This is a genomic window from Hanamia caeni (assembly GCF_003721595.1).
GTDB lineage: Bacteria > Bacteroidota > Bacteroidia > Chitinophagales > Chitinophagaceae > Ginsengibacter > Ginsengibacter caeni.
Genome location: NZ_RJJR01000002.1, coordinates 458740 through 484471 on the forward strand (window position 1 = coordinate 458740; position 25732 = coordinate 484471).

24 protein-coding genes and 5 tRNA genes are annotated in these 25732 nt (G+C 38.6%); 15 read left to right on the forward strand and 14 right to left on the reverse strand.

Translation table 11 applies throughout. The features are described 5' to 3' along the window. Positions 1-43: 43 nt before the first annotated feature. The gene (locus tag EFY79_RS05200) at positions 44-1060 is read left to right on the forward strand and encodes a homoserine O-acetyltransferase family protein (RefSeq protein ID WP_233577923.1); all 1017 of its coding nucleotides are present in this window, start codon (positions 44-46) and stop codon (positions 1058-1060) included. Positions 1061-1124: 64 nt separating this feature from the next. On the opposite strand, the gene EFY79_RS05205 is transcribed toward EFY79_RS05200, so the two are convergent. Further along, positions 1125-1847 (reverse strand): nucleotidyltransferase family protein, encoded by a 723-nt coding sequence (locus tag EFY79_RS05205; protein WP_123119615.1) that lies wholly within the window; start codon positions 1845-1847, stop codon positions 1125-1127. Positions 1848-1853: 6 nt separating this feature from the next. After that, positions 1854-3311 carry a RapZ C-terminal domain-containing protein gene (locus tag EFY79_RS05210; protein ID WP_123119616.1) on the reverse strand — a complete coding sequence of 486 codons (1458 nt, stop codon included), beginning with the start codon at positions 3309-3311 and terminating at the stop codon, positions 1854-1856. Positions 3312-3516: 205 nt separating this feature from the next. Here EFY79_RS05210 and EFY79_RS05215 point away from each other — a divergent pair, with 205 nt between their 5' ends. Both EFY79_RS05215 and EFY79_RS05220 read left to right on the forward strand, forming a co-directional pair. Continuing rightward, positions 3517-3864 (forward strand): hypothetical protein, encoded by a 348-nt coding sequence (locus EFY79_RS05215; protein ID WP_123119617.1) that lies wholly within the window; start codon positions 3517-3519, stop codon positions 3862-3864. 23 nt (positions 3865-3887) lie between these two features. Then, on the forward strand, positions 3888-5021 hold the full coding sequence (locus EFY79_RS05220) for an acyltransferase family protein (RefSeq protein WP_123119618.1): 1134 nt from the start codon (positions 3888-3890) through the stop codon (positions 5019-5021). Positions 5022-5099: 78 nt separating this feature from the next. Here the strand turns inward: EFY79_RS05220 and EFY79_RS05225 are convergent, their stop codons facing one another. The 4 genes from EFY79_RS05225 to EFY79_RS05245 form a co-directional block, all read right to left on the reverse strand. Further along, a complete protein-coding gene (locus EFY79_RS05225) occupies positions 5100-5297 on the reverse strand; it encodes a hypothetical protein (protein WP_123119619.1) in 198 nt (65 codons plus the stop codon). A gap of 17 nt (positions 5298-5314) precedes the next feature. Continuing rightward, the gene (locus tag EFY79_RS05230; RefSeq protein WP_123119620.1) at positions 5315-6967 is read right to left on the reverse strand and encodes a sodium:solute symporter family protein; all 1653 of its coding nucleotides are present in this window, start codon (positions 6965-6967) and stop codon (positions 5315-5317) included. Between the two features lie 153 nt (positions 6968-7120). Next, positions 7121-7642 (reverse strand): ribosome maturation factor RimM, encoded by a 522-nt coding sequence (locus EFY79_RS05235; protein WP_123119621.1) that lies wholly within the window; start codon positions 7640-7642, stop codon positions 7121-7123. Positions 7643-7989: 347 nt separating this feature from the next. Beyond that, positions 7990-8865: a sigma-70 family RNA polymerase sigma factor gene (locus tag EFY79_RS05245; protein ID WP_123119623.1), complete on the reverse strand. Its 876-nt coding sequence runs from the start codon at positions 8863-8865 to the stop codon at positions 7990-7992. 126 nt (positions 8866-8991) lie between these two features. Between EFY79_RS05245 and EFY79_RS05250 the strand changes: the two genes are divergently transcribed. After that, positions 8992-9474: an START-like domain-containing protein gene (locus EFY79_RS05250; RefSeq protein WP_233577924.1), complete on the forward strand. Its 483-nt coding sequence runs from the start codon at positions 8992-8994 to the stop codon at positions 9472-9474. On the opposite strand, the gene EFY79_RS05255 is transcribed toward EFY79_RS05250, so the two are convergent. After that, on the reverse strand, positions 9443-10078 hold the full coding sequence (locus tag EFY79_RS05255) for a hypothetical protein (protein ID WP_123119624.1): 636 nt from the start codon (positions 10076-10078) through the stop codon (positions 9443-9445). The two genes, EFY79_RS05250 and EFY79_RS05255, sit on opposite strands and share 32 nt — an antisense overlap. A gap of 43 nt (positions 10079-10121) precedes the next feature. On the opposite strand from EFY79_RS05255, the gene EFY79_RS05260 reads away from it, so the two are divergent. Beyond that, positions 10122-11597, forward strand: coding sequence for an LptF/LptG family permease (locus EFY79_RS05260; protein WP_123119625.1), 1476 nt, complete (start codon positions 10122-10124; stop codon positions 11595-11597). A 244-nt stretch (positions 11598-11841) separates the two neighbouring features. Continuing rightward, positions 11842-13221 carry a dipeptidase gene (locus EFY79_RS05265; RefSeq protein WP_123119626.1) on the forward strand — a complete coding sequence of 460 codons (1380 nt, stop codon included), beginning with the start codon at positions 11842-11844 and terminating at the stop codon, positions 13219-13221. A gap of 59 nt (positions 13222-13280) precedes the next feature. On the opposite strand, the gene EFY79_RS05270 is transcribed toward EFY79_RS05265, so the two are convergent. Further along, positions 13281-13919 (reverse strand): MBL fold metallo-hydrolase, encoded by a 639-nt coding sequence (locus EFY79_RS05270; RefSeq protein ID WP_123119627.1) that lies wholly within the window; start codon positions 13917-13919, stop codon positions 13281-13283. A gap of 85 nt (positions 13920-14004) precedes the next feature. Between EFY79_RS05270 and EFY79_RS05275 the strand changes: the two genes are divergently transcribed. Beyond that, positions 14005-17424, forward strand: coding sequence for a hypothetical protein (locus EFY79_RS05275; RefSeq protein ID WP_233577925.1), 3420 nt, complete (start codon positions 14005-14007; stop codon positions 17422-17424). 63 nt (positions 17425-17487) lie between these two features. On the opposite strand, the gene EFY79_RS05280 is transcribed toward EFY79_RS05275, so the two are convergent. The 3 genes from EFY79_RS05280 to EFY79_RS05290 are packed head-to-tail and all read right to left on the reverse strand — an operon-like array spanning position 17488 to position 20690. Beyond that, positions 17488-19077, reverse strand: coding sequence for a lipocalin-like domain-containing protein (locus EFY79_RS05280; protein ID WP_123119628.1), 1590 nt, complete (start codon positions 19075-19077; stop codon positions 17488-17490). Between the two features lie 51 nt (positions 19078-19128). Then, on the reverse strand, positions 19129-19485 hold the full coding sequence (locus EFY79_RS05285) for a diacylglycerol kinase family protein (RefSeq protein WP_158605156.1): 357 nt from the start codon (positions 19483-19485) through the stop codon (positions 19129-19131). Between the two features lie 17 nt (positions 19486-19502). After that, positions 19503-20690, reverse strand: a complete 1188-nt coding sequence (locus EFY79_RS05290) for an aspartate aminotransferase family protein (RefSeq protein WP_123119630.1) — start codon at positions 20688-20690, stop codon at positions 19503-19505. Between the two features lie 329 nt (positions 20691-21019). Between EFY79_RS05290 and EFY79_RS05295 the strand changes: the two genes are divergently transcribed. The 8 genes from EFY79_RS05295 to nusG all read left to right on the forward strand — a co-directional run bounded on the left by EFY79_RS05295 (position 21020) and on the right by nusG (position 23794). After that, positions 21020-21093 (forward strand) — tRNA-Thr (locus EFY79_RS05295). A gap of 65 nt (positions 21094-21158) precedes the next feature. Next, positions 21159-21241, forward strand: a tRNA-Tyr gene (locus tag EFY79_RS05300). 39 nt (positions 21242-21280) lie between these two features. Then, a tRNA-Thr gene (locus tag EFY79_RS05305) sits at positions 21281-21352 on the forward strand. 44 nt (positions 21353-21396) lie between these two features. Continuing rightward, positions 21397-21472 (forward strand) — tRNA-Gly (locus EFY79_RS05310). Between the two features lie 71 nt (positions 21473-21543). Then, positions 21544-22731, forward strand: coding sequence for an elongation factor Tu (gene tuf, locus EFY79_RS05315; RefSeq protein WP_123119631.1), 1188 nt, complete (start codon positions 21544-21546; stop codon positions 22729-22731). Positions 22732-22798: 67 nt separating this feature from the next. Further along, positions 22799-22869: transfer RNA gene (locus tag EFY79_RS05320), tRNA-Trp, on the forward strand. A gap of 98 nt (positions 22870-22967) precedes the next feature. Beyond that, positions 22968-23162 (forward strand): preprotein translocase subunit SecE, encoded by a 195-nt coding sequence (gene secE / locus EFY79_RS05325; RefSeq protein WP_123119632.1) that lies wholly within the window; start codon positions 22968-22970, stop codon positions 23160-23162. Between the two features lie 2 nt (positions 23163-23164). Further along, positions 23165-23794, forward strand: coding sequence for a transcription termination/antitermination protein NusG (gene nusG, locus EFY79_RS05330; protein WP_123119633.1), 630 nt, complete (start codon positions 23165-23167; stop codon positions 23792-23794). A 96-nt stretch (positions 23795-23890) separates the two neighbouring features. Here nusG and EFY79_RS05335 read toward each other — a convergent pair whose 3' ends face one another. From EFY79_RS05335 to EFY79_RS05345, 3 genes are all read right to left on the reverse strand, one after another. Continuing rightward, on the reverse strand, positions 23891-24616 hold the full coding sequence (locus EFY79_RS05335; RefSeq protein ID WP_123119634.1) for a ribonuclease H-like domain-containing protein: 726 nt from the start codon (positions 24614-24616) through the stop codon (positions 23891-23893). A 78-nt stretch (positions 24617-24694) separates the two neighbouring features. After that, a complete protein-coding gene (locus EFY79_RS05340) occupies positions 24695-25321 on the reverse strand; it encodes a porin family protein (RefSeq protein ID WP_123119635.1) in 627 nt (208 codons plus the stop codon). A gap of 67 nt (positions 25322-25388) precedes the next feature. Continuing rightward, positions 25389-25688: a YXWGXW repeat-containing protein gene (locus tag EFY79_RS05345; protein WP_158605157.1), complete on the reverse strand. Its 300-nt coding sequence runs from the start codon at positions 25686-25688 to the stop codon at positions 25389-25391. Between the last annotated feature and the right edge of the window lie 44 nt (positions 25689-25732).

The window sequence follows — 25732 nt, forward strand, 5'->3', positions numbered from 1 at the left end:
GTGGTTATCATTTATTTTTGCAAAAATTTTCAAAATACAGATTTTGACGAAAAGTATTTTTTCATCGAAGAAGCCTCTCACACTCGAATCCGGCTATGTTCTTCCTGAATATCATTTGGCATATACCACCTATGGAAAAATGAATGACAAAAAGGATAATGTAGTATGGATTTTTCACGCGCTTACAGCCAACAGTGTTCCTACAGAATGGTGGCCGGGATTAGCGGGTGAAGGAAAATTATTCGATCCCGAAAAATATTTTATTGTTTGTGTAAATATGCCGGGAAGCTGCTATGGCAGCATTGGTCCCTTTGATAAAAATCCTGAAACCGGGCAAATTTATTATCATGATTTCCCCCTTTTTACGCCAAGGGATATGGTTCGTTCTTATAAGCCATTGAAGGAATTTTTGGGTATCGAAAAAGTGAAAATCGGAATTGGTGGTTCAATGGGCGGACAGCAGCTACTGGAATGGGCAATAGAAGAACCGGATTTATTTGAATATATTTTTCCAATTGGCACCAATGCGCAACATTCTCCCTGGGGAATTGCTTTAAACGCTTCGCAGAGAATGTGCATAGAAGCAGACACCACGTGGAAACAAAAAAATAAGCAGGCCGGCATGGAAGGCATGAAAGCCGCTCGCAGCATAGCGTTGATTTCGTACAGGAATTATGAGACGTATGACGTTACTCAACACGAGGAGAATTTAAATAAGATTGAAGATTTTAAAAGTGAGTCTTATCAAAAATACCAGGGTGAAAAGCTGGCAAAAAGATTTAATGCATTCAGCTATTATTTTTTGAGTAAAGGAATGGACGCTCACAATGTCGGGCGTGGAAGGGAAAGTGTTAAAAAGGCATTGCAAAGAATTAATTCAAAGGCGCTTGCCATTGGAATCACCACCGATATTTTATTTCCTGTGAATGAGCAAAAGTTAATGGGTAAATATATTCCGAACGGAGAATTTGTTGAGATTCATTCACATTATGGCCATGATGGATTCTTGCTGGAATTTGAGCAGATAACTAAAATTATCGCTGGTTTTTTGTCAAAATAGCTTTGGTATTTAAGCCATTTTTCCGCCACTATAGATGACAGTAAAAGAACAAAAAATCTTTTTTTTATTTAGGAAAAATCTGTGCTGCCTGCAAAATACTTTCCGGCTTGCCCACATCAATAAATTTTGAACCGGTATGGTCAAAGGCTTGGATTACCTGGGTTTTGGCAAGTTCCAGGTATACATCTACCATCGAAAATTTACCTTCCTGTTTGATTAAACAAAAAATTCCGGGTGAAATAACATGAATGCCGCTGAAGGCTTTTTCAATATATTCTGAAGATTGCCTGCTTATTTTTTGCTCTCCTGTTTTTACATTTTTCCATCCACAAAGAATGTTGGATTTATCAAATAAAAAGTATCTCGAAGTCTGCCTTGATGAAACGGCTAAGGTGGCTATGGGGCTTTTAGTTTGATGTAGCGAAATCATTGCGTCAAGGTTCATATCCGTTAACACGTCTACATTCATTACCACAAATGGCTCATTTTGTTTTTCAAAAAACCAGGCAGCTTTTTTAAGGCCACCGCCGGTTTCAAGCACTTCATCCATTTCATGAGAAAAAGAAATGTTACTTCCAAAACCATTATTTTTTTCCATAAATAAAAAGACCTGTTCGGCAAAATGATGAACATTTATGATGATATCCTTAATTCCAAATGAGGCGAGATATTCTATATTTCTTTGAAGAATTGTTTTATCATTTACCACCGCCAATGCTTTGGGATGATGGTCAGTGAATGGTTTCAGCCTGGTTCCTAACCCTGCTGCCAGTATCATTGCTTTCATGTATCATTATTTTTCAAAACCCTTTAGTTCATGAATTCCCTGTTCCAGGTGGTTTAATTCAATTCTTACTTTGAATTTGTTTCGCAGGTACCGCGCAAGTGCATCCGCTGCATACACGCTTCTGTGTTGGCCGCCGGTGCAGCCAAAGCTTATGCAGAGCGATGAGAATTTTCTTTGAATATAATTCTCAACGGAGATGTCAACGATGTTATAAACGCTGTTCATAAATTCGGGCATGGATGTTTGCTGCTCCAAAAAATCTATCACGGGTTTATCGCGGCCATTAATTTTTTTATATTCTTCGAACCGGCCCGGATTTAAAATCCCGCGGCAATCAAAAACGAAGCCGCCACCATTGTCACTTTTATCTGGCGGATATCCTGATTTTAAATAAGAAAAACTATTGATGGTTACAACCAGCGGCGTGAGATCGTCTGCCTGTAAAGGTTTGAAGCGGTTAATAATTTCATCCTGTACTATTAATTGTAAAATCCTTTCATATTCGGACAATTCGATTCCGATTTTCCTGTTGCCGACAAACCATTTTATATTTTCTAATGCCAATGGAATGCTGGTTAAAAATTGCGCCTTTCTTTCAAACAATCCGCGAAAGCCATACGCGCCCAGCACCTGCATCAATCTTAATAACACATATCCGTTGTATTGATTAATAAACCGTGGCCTGTCAAGCTCTTTTCCCAACACCTCAGATGCGCAATCCATGTAATATCCGAGCAATGAATCTTTCCATTCATCTGAAAGATTCGCCCTTGCCTGCCATAGCAACGAAGCCACATCATATTGAAGGGCACCTTTCATTCCGCCCTGGTAATCGATGAAATGAACTTCGTTGTTTTTAACAATAATATTCCTGCTCTGGAAATCGCGGAACATAAAATATTTATGTTCTACTTTGGTCAGGTAAGCGCTTAATTTTTCAAAATCGTGAACCAGCTTTTCTTTATCGTAAGGTATTTTTAGCGTATCCAGAAAATAATATTTGAAATACAGCAGGTCGCTCAAAATTGCCTGTCTTCCAAATTTTTTTGAAGTAAGGCAATAAGAACAGTCCAGCTTGTCGAAGCCTTTTATTTGCATCCATGCAAGCGCTTTCAGGCTTTTTTGAAACAATGAATACACATAGTCATTCTCACCATATTCTTCCAGTTCATTTAAAAGCGAAACAGGCCCAAAATCTTGTTGCATATACATTTTGAAATCGTCAGAACAAAAATATACCTCAGGAACGGGAGTACTGATATTAGAAAAATGGTTCGTGAAGTATAAAAAGGTTTTGCTTTCACGAATGTTTTCGTCGTAGGTTGCTATGTAAGATTTTTTTTCTGTGCAGATGCGGAAATAGACACGGTCGCCGCCGGACCTCGGAAGCTTGTCAAAACTAATTATAGGCTCCTGGTTGTGCTTTTTAAAAAAATCAACAATTTCTTCTGCGATTGGTCCCATGTTAATCGATTGGCGGTAAAACTAATTGATTTTTGAAAACGCAGCACATTCATGCAGACTTTAGCAAATTCTGGTGAAATGAATCATGGAATTATTTACATTTGAGGCCGATTGTTTGATAAGATATTTTGACCAGCCTGGTAATTTTCCTTTTATTACTTACTGATGGCTCTTGAAGCAATTAAAAAATAAAATTGAAATTTAAATGAACTCTTCACGAAAAGGGCAACTTATTGTCATAGCGCTTCTTTTACTTTGTATCCTACCTGTTTTTTTTGCTTGTGAAAGCGCCAGTTTCGATAGCGACAAACGCCAGATAATGGCCAAAGACGAAATCCGATCGAAACTTTATAAGATTCGCGCGTATGATGTGACTGCATTTAGCGAAGACACTGTTGAAAGCGCCGCCAACAATGATTTCAAAAAACTGATAAGGTATCGGCTCTCAGTTCAATTTATTGACTCGAATAACGCGCCACAAAAAAAGACAGGCGATGTATTTTTTACACCCGATGGAAAATCAATTATACGCTCTACAATTTCGGACAGATAATCTATTAAAATTAACCGCAACGCATGAAGCCAATTAAAGAACGTTTTTTAGCATTAGACGTTTTCAGGGGAATGACAATTTGTTTTATGATAATTGTTAATACGCCGGGCAGCGGAGCAAGCCCTTATGCTCCGCTGGAACACGCTACCTGGTTTGGATTTACTCCAACGGATCTTGTGTTTCCATCATTCTTATTTGCGGTGGGCAATGCCATGAGCTTTTCACAAAGCAAATACAAGCTAATCAGCAATGGAGCTTTTTTAAAGAAAATCGTTAAGAGAACTATTTTGATTTTTTTAATAGGCTACCTGATGTATTGGTTTCCGTTTTTTAATTTGGATGCACATGGCCATATCACCGCAGCGCCGATGAGCCATACCCGCATTATGGGCGTTTTGCAACGTATAGCTTTATGTTATTTTTTTGGTTCGCTGATAGTTCAATACTTGTCAAAAGATAAGGTGATTCTGGTAAGTGTTATTCTTCTGGTCGGCTATTGGTTCATTCTACTTGCTTTCGGCGACGCCAACCAGCCTTACAGCATGATCGGAAATGCAGGAAACTATTTTGATAAATTTCTGATGGGTAATGATCATTTGTATCACGGCGAAGGCATTCCTTTTGACCCGGAAGGCTGGTTAAGCACCATTTCGGCGATCGTGAATGTGGTGATAGGATTTTTAGCCGGAAAGTTCATCCAGGAAAAAGGAAAGACTTTCGAATGCCTTGCAAAACTATTGCTTGCCGGAGCCCTGTTAATTTTTATTGCACTGTGCTGGAATCTTGTTTTTCCGATAGGAAAAAAATTGTGGACAAGCCCATTTGTTTTACTAACCTCCGGAATTGATTTAATCTGGATTTCGGCACTTGTTTATATTATTGAGATGAGCAAGCGAAAAGTTGTTAGATGGACTGAATTCTTTATGATTTTTGGTAGAAATCCGCTGTTCATTTATGTACTGTCTGAAATCTTTGTGGTGATTCTCTTTATGATTCCGATTGGCAGGGAAAGCTTATTTGGATTTGTAAATACACATTTTTTCCAGTTAATTGCACCGGGCCCCTTTGGCTCATTTCTTTTTGCTATAACGTTTATGCTGTTTTGCTGGAGCATAGGCTGGTGGCTTAATAAGAAGAGAATATATGTGAAGGTGTGATGCTGAAGATTGGTAGTAAAGCAATAAAAAAGCAAGATTTTTTGCTCCGAATATTTTTAGGAAAATTTTTCTATTTAATTATAATTCATCCTCAGGCTTTTTGTCAAAAGACATTAGTATCATTATGATAGCAAAAACAATGAAAAAAATTGAACTGTACCTGTTTACTTCCGGATGTTCGGCACTTGGGCTCACGATGCTGTAAATCAATAATAATATACCAACAGCAAGAAAAAAAATACCAATTACGAAGCGGAGATCAAAAAATTTTTTCATCAGTTATATTATTCTTTTTAATAAAAAATGATATTTAATAATAACGTAACCACTAAAACGATAATGGCGAGCCATAAGGGATTTTTGTACCACACACGGTTTTTGTCCTGTTGCCTGGGCGTAAGGCTATAAACTAAACCCACCAACTGATTTTCGGGCTTTCTTTCAGTGAATAAGCTGATAAGATAAGTAACAACCAGGCAAACGGTAAATGCTATCCACGCTATGTTAAAAGCCTGGCTGGTTCCGGAATAAAAAGTATGAAGATTGGCTATCGTTCCTCCTTTGCCTTCAGCCATGGTGAGCGAGTAGGTGAGCGCCGCTGTAGCAGTGCCTGATAACAATCCCCAGAAAGCGCCATTTGATGTGCATTTTTTCCAAAACATTCCCAACAAAAAGGTGGCAAATAACGGCGCGTTCACAAAACTGAACACCAATTGCAGTAAGTCCATGATGCTGTTAAAGCCCCGTGCGACGTAGGCTGTAAGAATAGATAACAAAATCCCGATGACGGTAGTGGCCTTTCCTACATTTAAATAATGTTTTTCACTTGCGTCAGGCTTAATGTGGCTCTGGTACAAGTCATAAGTAAATACAGTATTGAACGCTGTAACATTTCCTGCCATCCCAGACATAAAAGAAGCGATGAGCGCCGTAATGCCTACTCCTAAAATGCCGCTGGGATATAGCTTTGAGAGCAGCAGCGGAAGCACCATATTATAATCCGTTTGGCCATTTATATTTTTAGGAAGTTCAAATCCCGAATATTGCTTTTGCAAAGCCAATAAAAGAATGCCTGGTACAATAACAATTAGCGGCATAAAAATCTTAGGCATTGCGGCAATGATTGGCGTTCTCCTGGCATCATTCAGATTATGGGAAATCATTGCCCGCTGTACTACCAGGAAGTCTGTACACCAATATCCAAATGCCAGTACGAAACCGAGACCGAATATTAAGCTAAATGCATCGGTTCCCATCGGGTTGGCCGCGGGGTTACTCATTCCTTTCCATAAATGTAGCTTAGCATTTTCAACATTTGCTAAAATCCCATCCAGGCCACCTGCCTGGTGAAAGCCAATAAATACCAGCGGCGCAATTCCTAAAACTATGAGAAAAAATTGAAGTACTTCATTATAAACCGCGCTTGTTAATCCACCCAAAAATGTATACGCCAACACAATGCCGGCAGCCACCCAGATAGACACATTAAAATCCCATCCCAAAATGGTTTGCATCAGCATGGCCAGTGCATATAAGGAAATGCCGGAAGAAAAAATGGTCATAGCCGCAAAAGTGAACGCATTGAAAGTTCTGGTCTTTTCATCAAAACGGAGTTTTAAATATTCAGGGACACTCCTGGCCTTGCTTCCATAATAAAACGGCATCATAAAAAGGCCGAGAAAAACCATTGCAAAAACGGCGCCGAGCCAATAAAAATGGGCCGTGTATAAACCGTATTTTGCCCCGTTGGCCGCCATGCCCAGCACCTCCTGCGCGCCGAGGTTTGCGGAAATAAACGCGAGGCTCGTTATCCAAAGCGGGATGTTTCGTCCGCTCATTAAGAAATCACTGGCAGTCTTAATTTTTTTCTTTAATAAAAATCCAATGCCAATTACAAAAAGAAAATAAATTCCGATAATGAGGTAATCTATCAATTGTAATTTCATAAAGCGATATACGTTTTTTCGATGGTCAAGAGAGCATAAATGTAATAGAAAAAAGGAATTAAATTTTTAAATCAGGCTGAAAGAGTAAATCAATAAATATTGCACAATTATTTTTGGCAGTTTTTGCATTGGTGGAAAGCTTACAATATCTTCTTAAATATTTAAATAAACATCCAGTAATCCTTCGGGCAGATTCACATACAGCTTCCTGTTTTTTGTATCAATTTTTTCTAAAGAATTTTCATGAACAGGAACCAACACTTCTTTGCCGTCCATTAATATTCTGCACAACACCTGGTGAGGCTGTTCTACCACTTCAAGCACTTCGCCAAGTTCTTTTTTATTATCAACAACCGTAAAGCCCAGGAATGAAATAGGAGAAGTTTTAGCAGCAAACTTTTTAAACGCAGGCTCGTCAAGCCACACTTCTTTTTTTATTAAAGTTCGTGCCTTCTCTTTTGAATCAATTCCTTCTACAGACACAAATATTTCACTATCATTTTTAATTTTTGTGGATGTAATAAAATAAGGCAGAAATGAATTTCTACTTTCTTCAATAAAAAAAACGCCTAATCCATCAAGACTGGTTTTTTTTCCAAGATGATGCTGAAGAATTAATTGCCCGTTTGTACCAAAGGTAGCTGCCAGTTTTCCTATTTTGAAATATTCATTCATTGCCTGCAAAAATAGGCAGATTGCTGAAGGACGGTGAGGAAATTATTTAATTTTAGACGAGGCAGAAACTTTTATCTCATTATTAGGAAATACCCGATGGACAAAAAGGAAAGGCTAAAAATCGGCATTGTGAGTATTCTGTATAACATTTATCCAACTCTGTTGCAGCAATATATCCGCCTTAGATTGGGTAGATTTCGCAATAGAGAAAGCATGCTGCCAGTGAACCTAGAAATATTTAAGATTTTTTATTTTGGTAAAGACATAAAAAAACGTGAACGCGGGTTAATACGTTCACGTTCAGCTAACATCTGATCTTTCTTATGACAAAAACTAACTTATGAAATTTATACCCCCATATAGTCTCTTAAAAGATGGGAGCCTGCGCAGGTCTGAAGCTTTTTGAGCGCCTGGTCTTTTATTTGCCTCACCCGTTCCCTGGTAAGGTTATATCTTTCGCCGAGGTCCTCAAGGCTCAGGGGATTATCTATACCAATTCCGTAATAATAGCAGATAACTTCTCTCTGGCGCGGCGACAATAATGATAATGACCTTTCCAATTCTTTTGTTAGAGAATCTTTGAACATAATCTTCTTATCGGCGCTTTCAGCATTTGAATTTACCAATACATCAATGAGCGTGGATTCTTCGCCCTCGCTTAATGGCGAATCCATACTCAGGTGCCGGGCGGCTACATTCATGGTGGCTGAGATTTCTTCCATATCTACTTTAAGATAGCTGGCTAATTCTTCTACGCTAGGCGGCCGCTCAAATTCCTGTTCCAAATGTGAATAAGCATGGCTGATTCTTTTCGTCAGGCCTACTTTATTTAACGGCAACCTTACAATCCTTGATTGTTCTGCCAGCGCCTGCATAATGCTTTGACGAATCCACCATACTCCATAAGAAATGAACTTGAAACCGCGGGTTTCATCAAATTTGTGCGCTGCTTTAATGAGGCCTAAGTTGCCTTCATTTATAAGATCAGGAAGCGTTAGCCCCTGGTTTTGATATTGCTTGGCCACAGAAACCACAAAACGGAGATTGGCTTTGGTAAGCTTATCTAAAGCTTTTTGATCGCCAGCTTTTATTTGCTTTGCCAGCCTGACTTCTTCTTCAGGAGTCACCATTTCTACCCGGCTTATTTCCTGTAAATATTTTTCCAGGCTTTCGCTTTCGCGGTTGGTAATAGACTTTGTAATCTTTAATTGACGCAAACTCATGAAGTGATTATTTAAAATGTTAAAACAAACAAGGTTTAATTGAATGTTTTTTGTACAATAATCAACGTTCACTTTGCTTCTTAAAGTATGTAGAAAAAGAATATTATTTCATTCCCGGTATAAAATATGTTTTTTTTAAAATTAATTATTAAAAAAAATGACAAATATGGCTTGTTAGTTAATTTATTTTCTATTATTGCAGATAATGACTTTATCAATATTAAGATGAGTAAAAAAATACAATATACTGTCGAGTACCCTGTAAGATGTTCACCAGCCATTTTATATGAGTTCCTTTCTACATCCTCGGGTTTGCAGGAATGGTTTGCTGATAAAGTAGAAGATGAAGGAGATCTGTTTAGCTTTTCGTGGTCAGGAGGAGCGGCAGAAGAAGCAAAGGTTTTGGAAACTGAGGAAAATAAGTTTATAAAGTTTCATTGGTTAGATTCACCCGAAGAAGAATTTTTTCAATTTAGCATAGAAAAATCTGAAGTTACCAATCAAACAATTTTGGTGATTAGTGATTTTGCAGAAAAGAAAGAAATTAAAGATCAAAGCCAGCTTTGGGAAACGCAGGTTAAAGATCTGTTTCACAGGCTGGGAAGCTGATTTGAATAAAACGGATAATTTCTTCGAATCCGTTTTCCAGGAACTCAAAAGTAGAATTCCATTCTGTTAAGGCGGTTTTTTTAGCGATTTTTAGAAAAAATTTGCTGCGCAGCTTTGCAATTTCATCTTCACTTAATTCACTAATTTCAACAAAGTTATCTTCTTCAAAATGATGTTCCCATTGATCATTATGAACTGAGATCCAAAATTTTTTTTCCCGGAGAAAAAGAATTCCCTCATCAAAATTTGACATCTTATCCAGATGTTTCCCGGAAATGTGTAACGACACACTAAAAAAATTTCCCCACCAAAACATGGTTCTTACTGCCAAAATATTTTCCTTGCTGAAAGATGCTGGATAATCTAATATGGCATAAGGCAACCCTCTATAATTTTCACCTTTAGAAATTTTACCTCCCGGCTTTTGCCAGATTGCAGGCAAAGACTCTTTTTCTCTTATCACCACTTTTTTAAAATGATGATGCAGATTTCCGAGGATTTGATACACTTTTTTAAGTATTAATTGTTTTGTAAAAATCCATTCGGTGTTATTTACCAATTCCATTTCGCGTTTTGAAAGCTGTATTTTTGCTGCTTCATTCATTTTTGAAAATTACAACAAAACACTTAAGGCCGGATTACATTACATGTTCAAAAAACTTGATAAATTAATATTAAAAGCCTTTGTGGGGCCTTTTATTGCCACATTTTTTATTACGCTGTTTGTGTTTATGATGCAAATTCTGTGGAAATATATTGACGACCTGGTAGGGAAAGGATTAGATATATTGACGCTGATTGAATTTTTAATTTATGCAAGCGCTACACTTGTTACGCTTGCCATGCCTATATCCATTTTAATTTCTTCTATCATGACCTTTGGGAAGCTAGGAGAAAATTTTGAGCTCGTTGCCATTAAGTCTTCCGGAATATCTTTATTGCGTTTTATGCAGCCATTATTTTTGGTTTCAATCCTGCTTTCGGGCGTGGCATTTTTGTTTGCCAATTATATTGCGCCGGTCGCTAATTTAAAATTTGCAGTGATCTATCACGATATTTATGAAAAAAGCCCGGCGTTTGATTTGAAGGATGGCGTTTTTTATAACGGGTTCCAGGGATTTTCAATTAAAGTAGATAAAAAAGACAACGACAGAAGTACGCTTCATAAAGTGCTTATTTATGAACAAACCAACAGCATCCAGGATAATACTATAATTTCTGAGGGTGGAAAAATGTCTGTTACCACCAACAAAAAATTTCTCCAGTTCCAACTGGTAAATGGCAACCGTTACCAGGAAAATGGAAATTTTAATTATAAAGAGAATGAATTTATCGATCTGCGCTTTAAAGAATATGACAAGCTTTTTGACTTGAGCCAGTTGAATCTTCAAAAGACATCAGACAGTCTTTTCATGAATAATATCCGCATGAAAACGATGCGCCAGCTAAATGTGGATCTTGATTCGCTAAAGCAGGTTCCTGATTCTTTATATAAGCGAAATTTATCAGAACTTTCTTCCTACGTGCGATATTCAAGGTATAAGGATAGTGCGGTAACTAAAAAGCAAATTTCTTCCTTTGAGGAAAAAATGCCTGAAAAAAAAGTTGACTCATTTGATGTACTGATACCCGATTCTTTACAATCATCCGTTTTTGACCAAACTATAAACCAGGTAAATAATACGCGCAATTTATTGGAGGCTTCCGTTTCAGACTATAAAGCCCAGCAATCAGACTTCACGCAACACCAGATAGAATGGCACAAAAAGCTATCAATGTCTGTGGCATGCCTCGTATTATTTTTTATTGGTGCTCCGTTAGGTTCTATTATTCGCAAAGGCGGTCTGGGCATGCCTTTGGTAATGGCACTGCTGTTCTTTATGATTTTTTACCTGCTCAATATTTTTGGAGAAAAATTTACTAAAGATCATGTGATGCCACCCATTATAGGCATGTGGCTGCCAGTGATCATTTTGTCGCCGGTAGGATTTTTCCTCACCTATAAGGCCATGCACGATTCACAGTTATTTAATAAGGAATATTATTACAGGCTATTTAAAAATTTAAAGTCAAGGGGAAGTTGGATAAAGGGAATATTTAATCTGCAAAAATCCGCAACGTAGCGAAAAAATAGTGAGAGGCTCTTCCTAAATTGTCTCAGCCTTTGTATAGAGGCTACCATTTGATAGCAACTAAAACAAAGGCTGATAAATTGAAAAGCAATCTGGTGCAAATGTAAAGAATACCAACATTCAAATCCAAATATTTTATAATGATTTTTTTGAGATTTTGGTAATTATCTTTCTTCTAACATATCCTTTTAAAAAAGATTTATATTCGTAAACCCCGATTAAAAAATAATGAATCATGAAAGAATGGAAAGAATACCAGGAAAAAAATAAAGACAGATTTTTGAACGAGATGATGGAGCTGTTACGGATTCCATCTGTTAGCGCCAAAAAAGAACATACAGAAGATATGGCTAAATGTGCAGAAGCCGTAATGAAAAGCTTGTTGTCGGCAGGCGCTGATTCTGCCCGCGTGATGCAGACTGATGGATTTCCCGTAGTGTATGCGGAGAAAATAATTGATAAGAATAAACCTACTGTTTTGGTATATGGCCATTATGATGTGCAGCCCCCCGAGCCACTGGAATTGTGGAACAGCCAGCCTTTTGAGCCCGTGATTAAAGACGGAAAAGTTTTTGCCCGGGGTTCTGCAGATGATAAAGGCCAGTTTTTTATGCATGTGAAGGCCATGGAAGTAATGGCAAAAACGAATTCACTTTCCACCAATATTAAATTCATCATTGAAGGAGAAGAGGAAGTGGGTTCACCCAACCTTGGCAAATTTGTTGAAAAAAATAAAGAACTATTAAAAGCGGATGTAATCCTTATCAGCGATAGTTCGATGTTGAGCATGCAAAATCCTTCGCTCGATATTGGTGTTCGCGGGCTTTCTTATATTGAAGTAGAAGTGACAGGTCCGGGCCGGGATCTTCATAGTGGCACTTATGGCGGCGCTGTGGCTAATCCCATTACGGTTTTGGCAAAAATGATTGCAAGCTGCCATGATGAGAATAATCATGTTACTATTCCCGGGTTTTATGATGATGTGGTCCAGGTTTCTGAACAGGAGAGAAGCTTAATGAACAAGGCGCCATTTAGCGAAGCGGATTATTTAAAAGAAACAGGTGCAAAAGAAACCTGGGGAGAGAAAGGATATACGACTATCGAAAGAACCGGTATAAGGCCTACATTGGAACTGAATGGCGTTTGGGGAGGCTACCAAGGTGAAGGCGCTAAAACAGTTTTGCCTTCAAAAGCCACGGCCAAGATTTCTGCACGCCTGGTTCCCAACCAGGATTCTGAAAAAATAACTCAAAAGCTACTTGCCTATTTCCAATCGATTGCTCCTTCTTCAGTCACGGTAAAGGCTTTTAGCCATCATGGAGGAGAGCCCTATCTCACTCCCATTGATAGTATCGGGTATAAAGCGGCCTCGCGCGCTATTGAAACTACTTTCGGAAAATCTCCGGTGCCGGTAAGAGGCGGTGGAAGCATTCCGATTTGCACTATTCTGGAAAGAGTATTGAATGTGAAAATCGTATTTATGGGTTTTGGCCTGGATAGCGACAATCTTCATTCACCCAATGAAAAATATGGTATCGAAAATTTCAACAAGGGCATCGAAACCATTCCCTATTTCCATAAATATTTCGCGGAACTGAGCAATCAAAAATCCTGAAAATAAAAATCCGGTTTATTTATCCTTTTACTGCAAAGAGATTACAGTGAAATCCATGTTTATTGGAGATATGGATTTCCTTTGATTTCACTCCCAATAGTAGTCTCCGGGCCGTGGCCGGGATAAACTGTTACAGCGGGTGGAAGTTTGAAAAGTTTTTCTTTGATATTTTTTATAAGCGCATCGTGATCTCCATACGGCAGATCGGTGCGGCCAATGCTGTTTTGAAAAAGCACATCTCCTCCAATCAGGAAATTTTGTTTTTCACAATAAAAGTAAATACTTCCGGGCGAATGCCCTGGCGCATGAATCACCTGCAACTTATCATCTCCTAAAGAAATCACATCCCCTTCTTTCAAATAAATCACATCGCCCTGGTAATTATCAAAGGGCAGGTTAAATATTAATCCCGACGCAGGGGCCATCTCGAGGATTTCTTTTTCCAGTAAATGAGTATTTAACGTTAATTTAAATTCTTCTGCAATAAATTTATTGCCAAATACATGGTCGAGGTGACAGTGAGTATTTAATAACAGTTGGGGTTCCAGTTTATGATTTTTAATAAAAGCCGTAAGTTCTTCCTTTTCTGAATCAAAATAGCAGCCGGGGTCGATGATAATACATTCATTGTTTTCATTATAAAGAATGTATGTGTTTTCCTGCACCGGATTGAAAGTAAAAGTCTTTATTTGAAACATATTTCTGTTATTTGCCGTAAGGATAAATTCATTTTACTGATTAAGCCGAAACGATTAATTTTAGGGCGATATATAATGTAAAGCAATGCAAGATCACAAGAAAGTAATATACAAAAAAATTATTCCCTTTTTCATCTTACTACTGGCTGTGGGTTTTGCAAATGCCCAGGTGAGCACGGTGCAGTTTGGCAAAAACAGGGTTCAATATAAAAAATTCAAATGGCAATATTATCAGACATTAAATTTTAACGCATACTTTAGCCAGGATGGCCAGGAACTCGCGAAATACGTGGTGCAGGTAGCAGAACAGGAGCTTCCCGGCATTGAAAAATTTGTTGAGTATAACCTCCAGCGCCGGGCAAACATCATCGTTTATAATACGTTTGACGAAATGAAGCAAAGTAACATCGGCCTTGGGCAGGATTGGCAAAATGCAGGCGGCGTTACCAAGCTGGTAAATAATAAAATGATTGTCTATTATACCAGCAACCATGCAGATCTGCGTAAGCAAATCCGTGAAGGAATAGCAGGAATATTAGTTCAAAACATTTTGTTTGGTGAAGACCTCGGAGAGGTTGCCGGAAATGCAGCCTTATTGGATCTTCCACAATGGCTTATTGATGGCTATATTGCCTATGTTGGTGAAAATTGGAGCCCGCAACTTGATGATCAACTGAAAAATGAAATCTTAAGTGGTAAATACAAAACCTTTTATCAACTGGCTTTTGATAAGCCCCTGCTGGCCGGCCATGCCTTTTGGTATTATATAGAAGAAAAGTATAAGAAGGAAAATACTTCTTATTTATTATACCTCGCAAGGGTGTACAAGAGTCTAAAACGCGCTACTCAGCAGGTTACCAAGGTGAGAAGGTTTAAGGATTTGCTCGCAAATTTTATGCAGTATGAGCAGGAAAAATATGAGAATGACATTGCGCATAGAAAGAATTATCCTAAAGGAAGTGAAATAACGGATTATACTGTTGGTAAAAGAGTTGATTATTTTCATTTTAATGTAAACCCTCATAAGCGGAACAATTCCTTTGCTGTGGTACAATACAAAAAAGGAAAATACAGTTTAATCCTGGATGAAGACGGTGATCAAAAAGTACTGCTGAAGTTTGGCGTAAAGACACGACAGAATGAGATAAACCCGAATTACCCTATGATGGCCTGGGATCCTAAAGGCCAAAGGCTTTCTGTTTTGTATGAAGACAAGGGACGATTGCGGCTTTTTGTGTATGATGTAATTTCAACGCAAAAGCCAATAGACAGGGATATTACAGACGTTTTTGATCAGGTGCAGGATATGAAATACATGGTTACCAGCCAGACATTACTTTTCAGCGCCGTCAGAAACGGACATTCTGATATTTATACCTACGATGTGGCTCACGGAACGGTAAAGCAGGTAACAGATGATGTTTACGACGACCTTGATCCATCTTATATTAATCTGCCCAACAAAACAGGAATTATATTTTCAAGCAACAGACCATCCGGAGATGCCAAAGGCGGCGATACGGCTTTGATGAATAACCGGTTTAATATTTTCCTGGTTACAAGCTTTGAAACCGGCAGGCCGGGTGTGGCTCAAATCAGCCAGTTAACAAAATTGAAATTTGGGGATGCCCGCTATCCGTCCACCTATAGCGATGCCTATTTTACCTTCCTGAGCGATATGAGCGGTATTCAGAATCGCTACGCCGGATTTTTTACAACCCGCACTACCGGCGTGGATACGCTTGTTTTGATTGGGGATGAGATTTTAAGAAACCCGGATATTCCGGAAATAGATTCCACATTAAAAGTGTATCATAAGCAGGATGTGGATTCAATCGCTGTAGTGGCCATTTCTCATGATTCTGCCTATGTGTTTCCACTTTCAAATTACGAAAGCAGCATCCTGGAAACAAGAGAAGCGGGCGAGGATCACCAGGTGAGTGAAGTAACGCGCCAAAGCGATGATAAAATTCTTTATAAATTAAGAATAGATGAAAATACACTCCGCAGGCGTAATGTAACCGCCAGGGCTACCACCTATATGAAAGAAGTGATGGCTAAAAATCGTCTTGGTGCCGGAGAAGAAATAGCAGCGCCGGAGCCGCTTTCGCAGGAAGAAGATATTTTTCAACATGAGTTTAAGCCGGAAAATAAAGATAGTGCGCGGATAGCTGAGATAAGAAACCAGACGCATCCTGAGCAATCTTTGGTGCTTTCAACCGCAAGGTTATATCCGTATAAACCCAGGAAATTTGCAGCAGATTATATCATTGCCGGGTTTAATAATAATGTGTTGGGGACAAAGTACCAGATTTATACCGGCGGCTCAGGGCCTATTACCCTTTCGAGTAATAATGGTCTCAATGGAATTATCAACCTCGGAACCGCAGACATTATGGAAGATATTAAAATTTCAGGAGGCTTCCGTTTATCCACCAATCTAAAAGACAACGATTGGTTGTTCCAGTTTTCAAACCTGAGAAAGAAAGTAGATTGGGGTTTAATGTATTACCGCAATGTACAATCAGTAACATTTGGAGACAGTACAGGATACTATCCGGGCAAAGTGTATTCTAACCTTTATCAGGCAAGTGTTTCCTATCCATTTGATGAAATCAGGAGCCTCCGCTTGAATTTTGGAGTAAGGAGGGATAATGTCGTAATCAGCGGAGTGGATCCTTTGTCACTTTCAGTCAAAGCAAACGCTAATGCTTATGGATTGATGCATTTGGAATATGTATATGACAACACCTTAAATCCTGCTCAGAACATTTGGGATGGTGCCCGGTATAAAATTTATCTTGATTATAATACGCAAATAAATAAAATTCCATCGAATGCCGTAGGCCGCTCCACATTAAATCTTGGTTTTGACGCAAGGGTTTATTATCCTATTTACAGAAACTTTATTTGGGCAGGAAGAGTGGCCGGTGATTTTAGTTGGGGCAATCAAAAGCTGATTTATTACCTGGGCGGAATAGATAACTGGTTTATGTTTGGCTCAAACCAAAAAAGAGGAAAAGATGGGAATGTAACCTATCGATATTTCAATCCATCCAACCAGCCTGCTCCTGATCAGAATTATGCATTTCAGTCTTTAGCAGTGAATCTTCGCGGCTTTATTCAAAATGCGGCTAATGGAAACAATGCAACTGTTATCAATAGTGAATTTCGATTGCCGGTTTTCACTACGTTTTTGGATAAACCCATTAACAACGCCTTTATAAGAAATTTCCAATTAATCCAATTTATTGATCTTGGCACTGCGTGGAATGGCGCTTACGATAAAATCGGAAGACCAAATATTACTTACAGTGATCCACAAAATCCTACGGTTTCGGTCAATTTAAAGGCACCGGGCATCGGCCCTTTCCTTGGCGGATATGGATTTGGTGCGCGCAGCACGCTTTTAGGATATTTTTTGAAATTTGATGCCGGTTGGCCAATGAATGGTTTTTTCCGGGGTAAACCAATTTTCTATTTCAGCATGGGGCTTGATTTTTAAAGAATAATTGATTTTACCACAAAGGCAGCTATAGCAAATGGAGAAATATCCTGAATTTTTATTTTAATGCTTAATAAATTTTCTTACAATTTTTTTCTCAACCCCCATCTTAAGGAAATAGATTCCCTTCGGCAAAAAGCTTACATCTATTTTTGAGGTAAGTGAATTGGCTTTATAAGATTTAAGTACTTGCCCGCTTTCATTTACGATAACGCATTCGGGGTTATCCAGTTGAAATACCGGGGAAAAATAGATGAAATCAGTTGCCGGATTGGGATAAAGTATTAACGGATTGTTTCTTTCGGTTATTATGGTTGAACTGTTTTCACTAACAGCGGTTCCATGTAACTTTCCATCAATTGAATGTGCAACAATTTTAAACCAAATTTCACCTTGATTACCGGCACTCGCATCATTCCATAAATAAAATGTATCCTGTATAGAAGTGGCGATGGGTATAAATGACTCTTTGTTATTGACGCTATAATACACGTCGTAACTCAATGGATTTCCTTCATCGGGATTTTGTACGTGCCAGGAAATTGCCTTTTTTACATCATAATCGCCCGTGTAAGGGTAAGTAATTTGAATAGAAGGAGATTCATAAGAATGAAGAAGTTCCGCAAAACCAAACCCGTTTACCCCGGCGCCGTTAACCGTTCCTGAAACATCAGTAGCCCCTTCAAAAAAACGAAAAGGGTATCGCACTTCATTGTTATTTTGTCTCGTAGAAAAAGTAATATCAATTTTGTTAATTGCTGATGTTAACCGCCATTTATTAGAATAACACATCTGGCTGTCGGGCATCCAGTTAAATCCTAAGCGCTCAATTTTAAAATCGCTTGTAGTGTATTGGGTGTTGTCATTTACATATGAGGATAAAATGCGGTATTTGGAGTTGGCCGGCAATTTATTATCTGAGGTAAATACATTCCAAACATTTATATCCATTCCATTGGATAATTGAAGGAAAAACCATTCATATTTTTCGCCCATAAGCCGGTCAAAATCGCCATATTGTCTGTCTATCCACGAAGTGCCGGTTACATTTTCTGTGATGCCATTCAAAGTCAATTTTCCACTAACCTGGTTTGTGGTTTGAGAGTAATAATAAGTGTAATTAGCAAGCCCTTGTTTCAGGTAGCCACTGTCGGCCAGAATCAAGGGTCTTTTAGTGCTTATATAATCCAGTTGAAGGCTGCCAGCAGGTGAGGCGGCATTAATACTATATTCAAACGGAATCAGTTTATTTTGTGAATCAATTTTTGTAATCCAGAATTCGCTGCCACCGCCGGTTACTGACGCTTGAATGTCAAGATGCGAGGTAGAAAGTGTGGTATATCGAACGAATTTGGCATCCTGGTAAAAAAGGCCCGTTGCTTCATCAGTGATATTAAGAATCCGAAAGCCTCCGTAAGAAGAAGCCGGGTAATAAAAATAAGTAAGCATATAGGTGTAGGTTTTCCCTGACTGTGATCCGGTGAGATGACCGGCAGTATACCACCATTCTATAGGCTCTGCGGTATGGTGGCCTTCATCTATGGGAAACGATATAATGCTTCCCGCTGGTTTGTAAGGATATACTTTCCAGCTTTGCGAATAGCTGCGAACACTCGCCATCATCACCACAAAAACGAGGAAAAGTCTAATCATTTATAAGATTTTTTTATAAAATTAAAAATCGGCAGCTTAATTCCAAATCTTCTAAAACAAGGATATGACTTTCGGCAGAAAAATAATACAACCTATAATAAAGGCAATAATTGAAGCAAGCAGCACGGCTGAAGCAGACATGTCTTTCACTTTTTTGATGACTGCGTGATATTCAGGCATTACCAAATCACAGAGTTTTTCAATGGCCGAATTGATGATTTCAAAGCATAAAACTACCGCAAACGACAATAAGATTATCATCCATTCATTTAGGGAAATTGAAAAAACGAATCCGGCAACTAATACTCCGAGCGCAATAATATATTGTATTCTGAAATTTTTTTCATGAAGAATACAGTCTTTTAAACCACTTAGGGCCCAGCCAAAAGATTTTATTAAACGGCTCATCTTTAATTTTTTTAGAATCATTTCAAATAAGGAACTACCTTTTTTATTGCTTCACTGGAGGTTCTGATTTCGTCTTCGGTTATAATTAGCGGAGGAACGATTCTTAAACATTCCGGGGCAAACAAAAACCAATCTGTAAAAACACCTTCTTCTAATAACCCATCAATTACTTTTTTATTTTGTTCAAAACTTCCAAATTGCAATGCAATCATTAATCCGCGGCTCCGGATTTTTTTTATCCCGGAAATATTTGTCAAATTAGAAAGGAAAAGCTTTTCCTTTTCTAAAACTTTTTCCGCCAGTTTATTTTCCTTCAATACTTCAAAAGCAGCCAGGCCTGCGGCACAACAAACAGGATGGCCACCAAATGTGTTGATATGGCCTAATACGGGATTGTTGGTTAAACAATCCATTATTTTTTTATCTGCAATAAAGGCGCCCAATGGCATCCCGCCTCCAAGGGCCTTGCCTAATAGAAGTACATCAGGAACGATATCAAATTGCTCAAAAGCCCAAAGCGTTCCATTTCTTCCAAACCCACATTGAATTTCATCCAAAACCAATAAGGTTCCTGTGTCAGTACATTTTTTCCGTAACGCCTGCATCCATTCCTTTTCCGGAACGATTACGCCGGCCTCTGCCTGGATGGTTTCAGCAATGACACATGCGGTTTCCTCAGTTATTAATTCGAGGCAATCAAAATGGTTGTACTCCAGGTGCACAATTGCAGGCAGCAATGGCCGAAAAGCATTACGCCAATATTCATCTCCAAGAATGCTCAGAGAACCCTGGGTACTGCCATGGTAAGAATTTTTAAAAGCGGCGATATGCGTTCGCCCGGTAAATCTTTTGGCCAGTTTCATCGCTCCTTCGGTAGCCTCTGTTCCTGATGTGGTAAAGAAAACCGAATTGAGAGAAGGTGGCAAGTTTTCGACAAGTGCCCGGGCATACGCTGTTTGTGGTGATAAAATCAATTCGCCATTTACCATCACGTGCATGAAATTATCTGCTTGTTGCTGTATGGCCTTAATCACTTTTGGATTTGAATGGCCGATATTGCATACGCTTATTCCTCCAATCAGGTCGATGTATGTTTTACCCTTTAGATCATAGAGATTACAATCTTTCGCTCTCACAATTTCCAGTGCAAGCGGATCCGGTGAAGTTTGGCCAATATGATTTAAAAATATTTGTCGGTTTGTCATTGCTTTTTCTTTTGTTTTTCACTAACAGCATAACTGGAAGAAAAGAGTCTGGATTTTTTTGATGGACTTAGTAAAAGAGAGTAGTTAAATAAAAAGTCTGGCAAAAATAGGAAGATGATAATTTTTTGAACACATAAAGATTATTTGATGAAGGAAAAGAGCTAATTTGTGACCTCAAATTTTACGGTGAAGGGCTCTTTTTTTGGAATAAATTTTTCTTTTCAAAATTTTTCCATTAAACATTTTCCATTACCTTTGCCTTCCCAAAAAATAACCCTACAGGTAGTTTTTTTGTGTCAAGTTCATTTTAAGGAGGTAAATCGATGTATGCCAGTGTAGCTCAGTTGGTCAGAGCAGCTGATTTGTAATCAGCTGGTCGGGGGTTCGAATCCCTCTACTGGCTCTTAAAATAGTGAGCGTTGTGGATGGTTTTGGATTCTTTATTAATAGTTTCCGGAAATCAGAAATGGGCAGATGGCCGAGCGGTTAAAGGCGACAGACTGTAAATCTGTTCTCTCACGAGTACGTAGGTTCGAACCCTACTCTGCCCACTACAAGTTTTTTGAAATAGCACGTTTGACTTCTTTCAAGCTGTTGTAGCTCAGGGGTAGAGCACTTCCTTGGTAAGGAAGAGGTCGTGAGTTCAATTCTCATCAACAGCTCTCTACGTTCAAAAGTTGATGGTTGAAAGTTGAAATAATTGCAAGCGGAAGTAGCTCATTTGGTAGAGCGATAGCCTTCCAAGCTATAGGTGGCGAGTTCGAGCCTCGTCTTCCGCTCCAAAAAATAACTATTCATTCGGATAAGGGATAGTACATTTAAATTTTTATAATAAAAATTAAAAACAAAAAAAATGGCAAAAGAGAGTTTTAAAAGGGATAAACCCCACGTTAACATTGGCACTATTGGCCACGTTGATCATGGAAAAACAACCCTTACAGCCGCTATTACCGATATTTTGTCTAAAAAAGGTTTAGCGGAAAAAAAGAATTATGCAGATATTGATGGCGCTCCTGAAGAAAAAGAAAGGGGTATCACTATTAATACAGCACACGTTGAATATGCAACAGCAAACCGTCACTATGCACACGTGGATTGTCCCGGCCATGCTGACTATGTAAAAAACATGATCACAGGTGCTGCCCAGATGGATGGTGCAATCCTGGTAGTTGCTGCTACAGATGGACCAATGCCTCAAACAAAAGAACACATTCTTTTAGCTCGCCAGGTAGGTGTTCCACGTATAGTAGTGTTTATGAATAAAGTGGATTTAGTTGATGATCCTGAGTTGTTGGAACTGGTAGAAATGGAAATCCGCGAATTGTTAACTTCTTATGGATTTGATGGTGATAATACACCGATTATACAAGGTTCAGCCACAGGCGCTTTAGCCGGTGATGATAAATGGGTTGCTAAGATTGACGAATTAATGGATGCAGTTGATACATACATTCCATTACCTCCGCGCCCGGTTGATCAGCCTTTCTTAATGTCTGTTGAAGACGTATTCTCTATTACGGGTCGTGGTACTGTTGCTACAGGTCGTATCGAAAGAGGACGCATTAAAGTGGGTGAACCCGTTGAAATCGTAGGTTTGATGGAAAAACCATTGACATCTACTGTTACCGGTGTTGAAATGTTTAAGAAATTACTTGACCAGGGTGAAGCAGGAGATAATGCAGGGTTATTACTTCGCGGAATTGAAAAAAGCCAAATTCGTCGTGGTATGGTGCTTTGCAAGCCAGGGACTATCACTCCACATACAGAATTTAAGGGAGAAGTGTATGTATTGAGCAAAGAAGAAGGCGGACGTCATACTCCATTCTTCAATAAATACCGTCCACAATTCTATTTCAGAACTACTGACGTTACTGGTGAAGTAACTTTGCCTGAAGGTACTGAAATGGTAATGCCGGGCGATAACACCTCACTTACCGTAAAACTAATCCAGCCTATCGCGATGGAAAAAGGTTTGAAATTCGCTATTCGTGAAGGCGGACGTACAGTGGGCGCTGGACAGGTGACAGAAATCTTAAAATAGGATTTTTTATCTTTTTAATTATAAATTAGCTAATTAGCAAATTTGCTAATTAGCTAATTTGGTTTTTACGGGCATAGTTCAATGGTAGAATAGAGGTCTCCAAAACCTTTGATCAGGGTTCGAATCCTTGTGCCCGTGCAAAGTTAATGTGATAATGTGCTGATTAGCTAATATGCTAATGCTACGGCACCTCAGTTAGCACATTAGCACATTAGCTAATTAATAAATTAATATGTATGAATAAAGTTGCATTATATATTCGTGATTCCTACAAGGAATTAATGCATAAAGTAACCTGGCCTACATGGGAAGAGTTGCAACAATCAACCATGATAGTGTTGGCTGCAACTATCATCATTACAGCTATTGTAGCACTGATGGATTTTGTGTCGAACGGCGTTTTAAAATTTATTTATTCCTTATTTAAATAATCATGTCAGAAGAAAATCAAGAAAACGAACAAAAAGTCGCTTCGGATGAGATTAAGTCTGCCTCTCCCGAAAAGAATACCAAATGGTATGTTCTGAGGGTGGTAAGTGGTAAAGAAAGAAAGGTAAAAGAATACCTCGATAAAGATATTATAAGGGAAGGATGGGATAAGGATATTCTCCAGGTTTTTTTGCCGGTGGAAAAGGTGTATAAAGTAGTGAATGGCAAAAAAGTAATGAGGGAGAGAAACTTTTACCCGGGTTACGTGATGATAGAAGTGGTTGATGGAAAACTCACCGGCGAAATGGTTCAGCACCTTAGCAACACTACCAATATAATGCATTTCTTAACTGATGGCAAAGGCTCAAAAGGCGAAATTATCAGTCTTAGAAAATCAGAAGTTAACAAAATGCTCGGTAAAGTAGATGAGATGGCTGATGCGGGCGGCATGACAATGAGCGAACCATTTATAGTAGGAGAAACCATAAAAATTATCGATGGTCCATTCAATGATTTTAATGGGGTAATAGAAGAGGTGACCGACGAAAAGAAAAAATTGAAAGTGCAGGTTAAAATATTTGGCCGCGCAACACCCGTAGAGTTGAGCTACATGCAGGTAGAGAAGATTTCCTGAAAATTCGAATTCTTTTTTAAAAAGATAATTTGCTGTCGACCCCCTGGCAGCTTTTTTTAATACAGTAAAGCAGAAAATTCCTGCTTTTTTATTTTGTCAGCGGTCAACAAAAACAACCTGCTCTTCTTTTAATAAGGGTAAGCCTTTAAATCTTAAAATAATATTGGCTACCGTAGCCACATCTTTCTCGCAATAGATGGAAATCCGGTTCAGGTCTTTCTCTTTCCAATATACATTTCCTACCTGGCTGCCATCTATATCATCTTTAGGAGAGGGAACGCCCAGCACGGCGGCTAAAAGTTTCAAAGAAGTATAATGCTTGTAATCACCGAAGCGCCAAAGATGCAGCGTATCAAGAACCGGAGTGTCCCAGGGCTTCATATTTTGAAAATCAAGGAAGGAAGGCAGCGGAATATGCTTAATCAACATTCTTCTGCACAAAAACGGCACATCAAATTCTTTGATATTATGCCCGCACAAAATCCATCTTTGATTAGTAACATGTAATTTTTTCAGCGTAATTAAAAAATCATTTAAAAGTTGCACTTCATCTTCTGAACACAACGATTTTATACGCAATTGCCACTCATTGTTTATTTTTTTAAAATAGCCAAAACTGATGCAGGCTATTTTGGCAAATTCAGCCAGAATAGCGGCTCTCATCGGATAAAATTCTTCAGGCGATGTATCTGCAGGCAGTTGCCTGCTTATTTTTTCGTTCCATAATTCTTTCCAGTTATCATCTAACAAATGGTAATGTTCTTTCTCCGAAACGGTTTCAATATCGATTAAAAGCAAGTTCTCAAGTGCGATTTGGTTCATTCAATACAGTTTTTGTAATTGAATGTACAAAAAAACCCATCACTTAAGACGGGTTTATAAATTTTATCAAAATGATGTTTATAAAGTAATTCCCACAAAAATGGTGAAGGCCTGATTTCTCCATTTTTCCGAGTTATCAATATCATTAATATTGTTGAGCCCGATTTCATATCGGCCGCCCAGGTTCACAAGTGGAAGCTGAATCCACAAGCCGCCCACAGCAGAAAAATCACTCTTTTTAAAAATATTCCTATCGGTATTCAGGTTGTCAACATGCTGATTGAGCAGGCTTCCAAACTGGGGGCCTAATTGCAATTTTACCCTGTTGCTTTGCCCTACGTTTACATTTAACAGCAATGGGATTTTTACATAATCCAGTTTTGCTTTCCGCTGGTCGCCAGATTTAAAAAGATCGTCATACACATTGCTTGCGCTATTTGAAAATTCGGAAGAAGATTGTACAAAATTTATTTCCGGCTGAAATCCAAGCGTTCTTGAAAAATTGAATTGCATAAAACCTCCCAACAGGTAATTATAATAAAAGCCTTCTTTATAAGATTCGCCTGAGATTTTATTAATATTGACGCCAGCCTTGGCTCCTATACGAAAAAACTTTTCCGGGCTGTAGCTTGCCTTATTATATTTTTGAGAAAAGGCCTGCATAGAAAATAACAAGCATGCCGCGAGCAGAGTTTTTTTAAACATAGTGTAAGAATTGAAGTTTTAAAAATAGGATTAAAATAATGAACGCTTATAGAATTACAAAAGGCGCTTATCGCCAACGGCCGGAAATCCACACCCATCCTGCTCTTTTCCTTTGCCAATGGCCCGGGGCGTAATGTTTTCTGTATGAAGGCGCTTTTATCCAAAAACCTTTCCGGTAAATATAAGTATTGCGGCTTCGTATCCATTCTCCGCTATGCCATATATAATTTGGACCTGGCGCCAAAGGCTGAACAAAATGAGGTTCAGGCGGTCTCTCTCTGACCACTACGCGTGAAGGCCTGCATGCTGAAATTGAAGCAAAAATTATAATTAAAATCAGCGGAATAAAAATTCGCAAATTTTTCATTTTACTTATTTTCATTTTTAGATGCTTTGCTCTGCCAAAGGTTT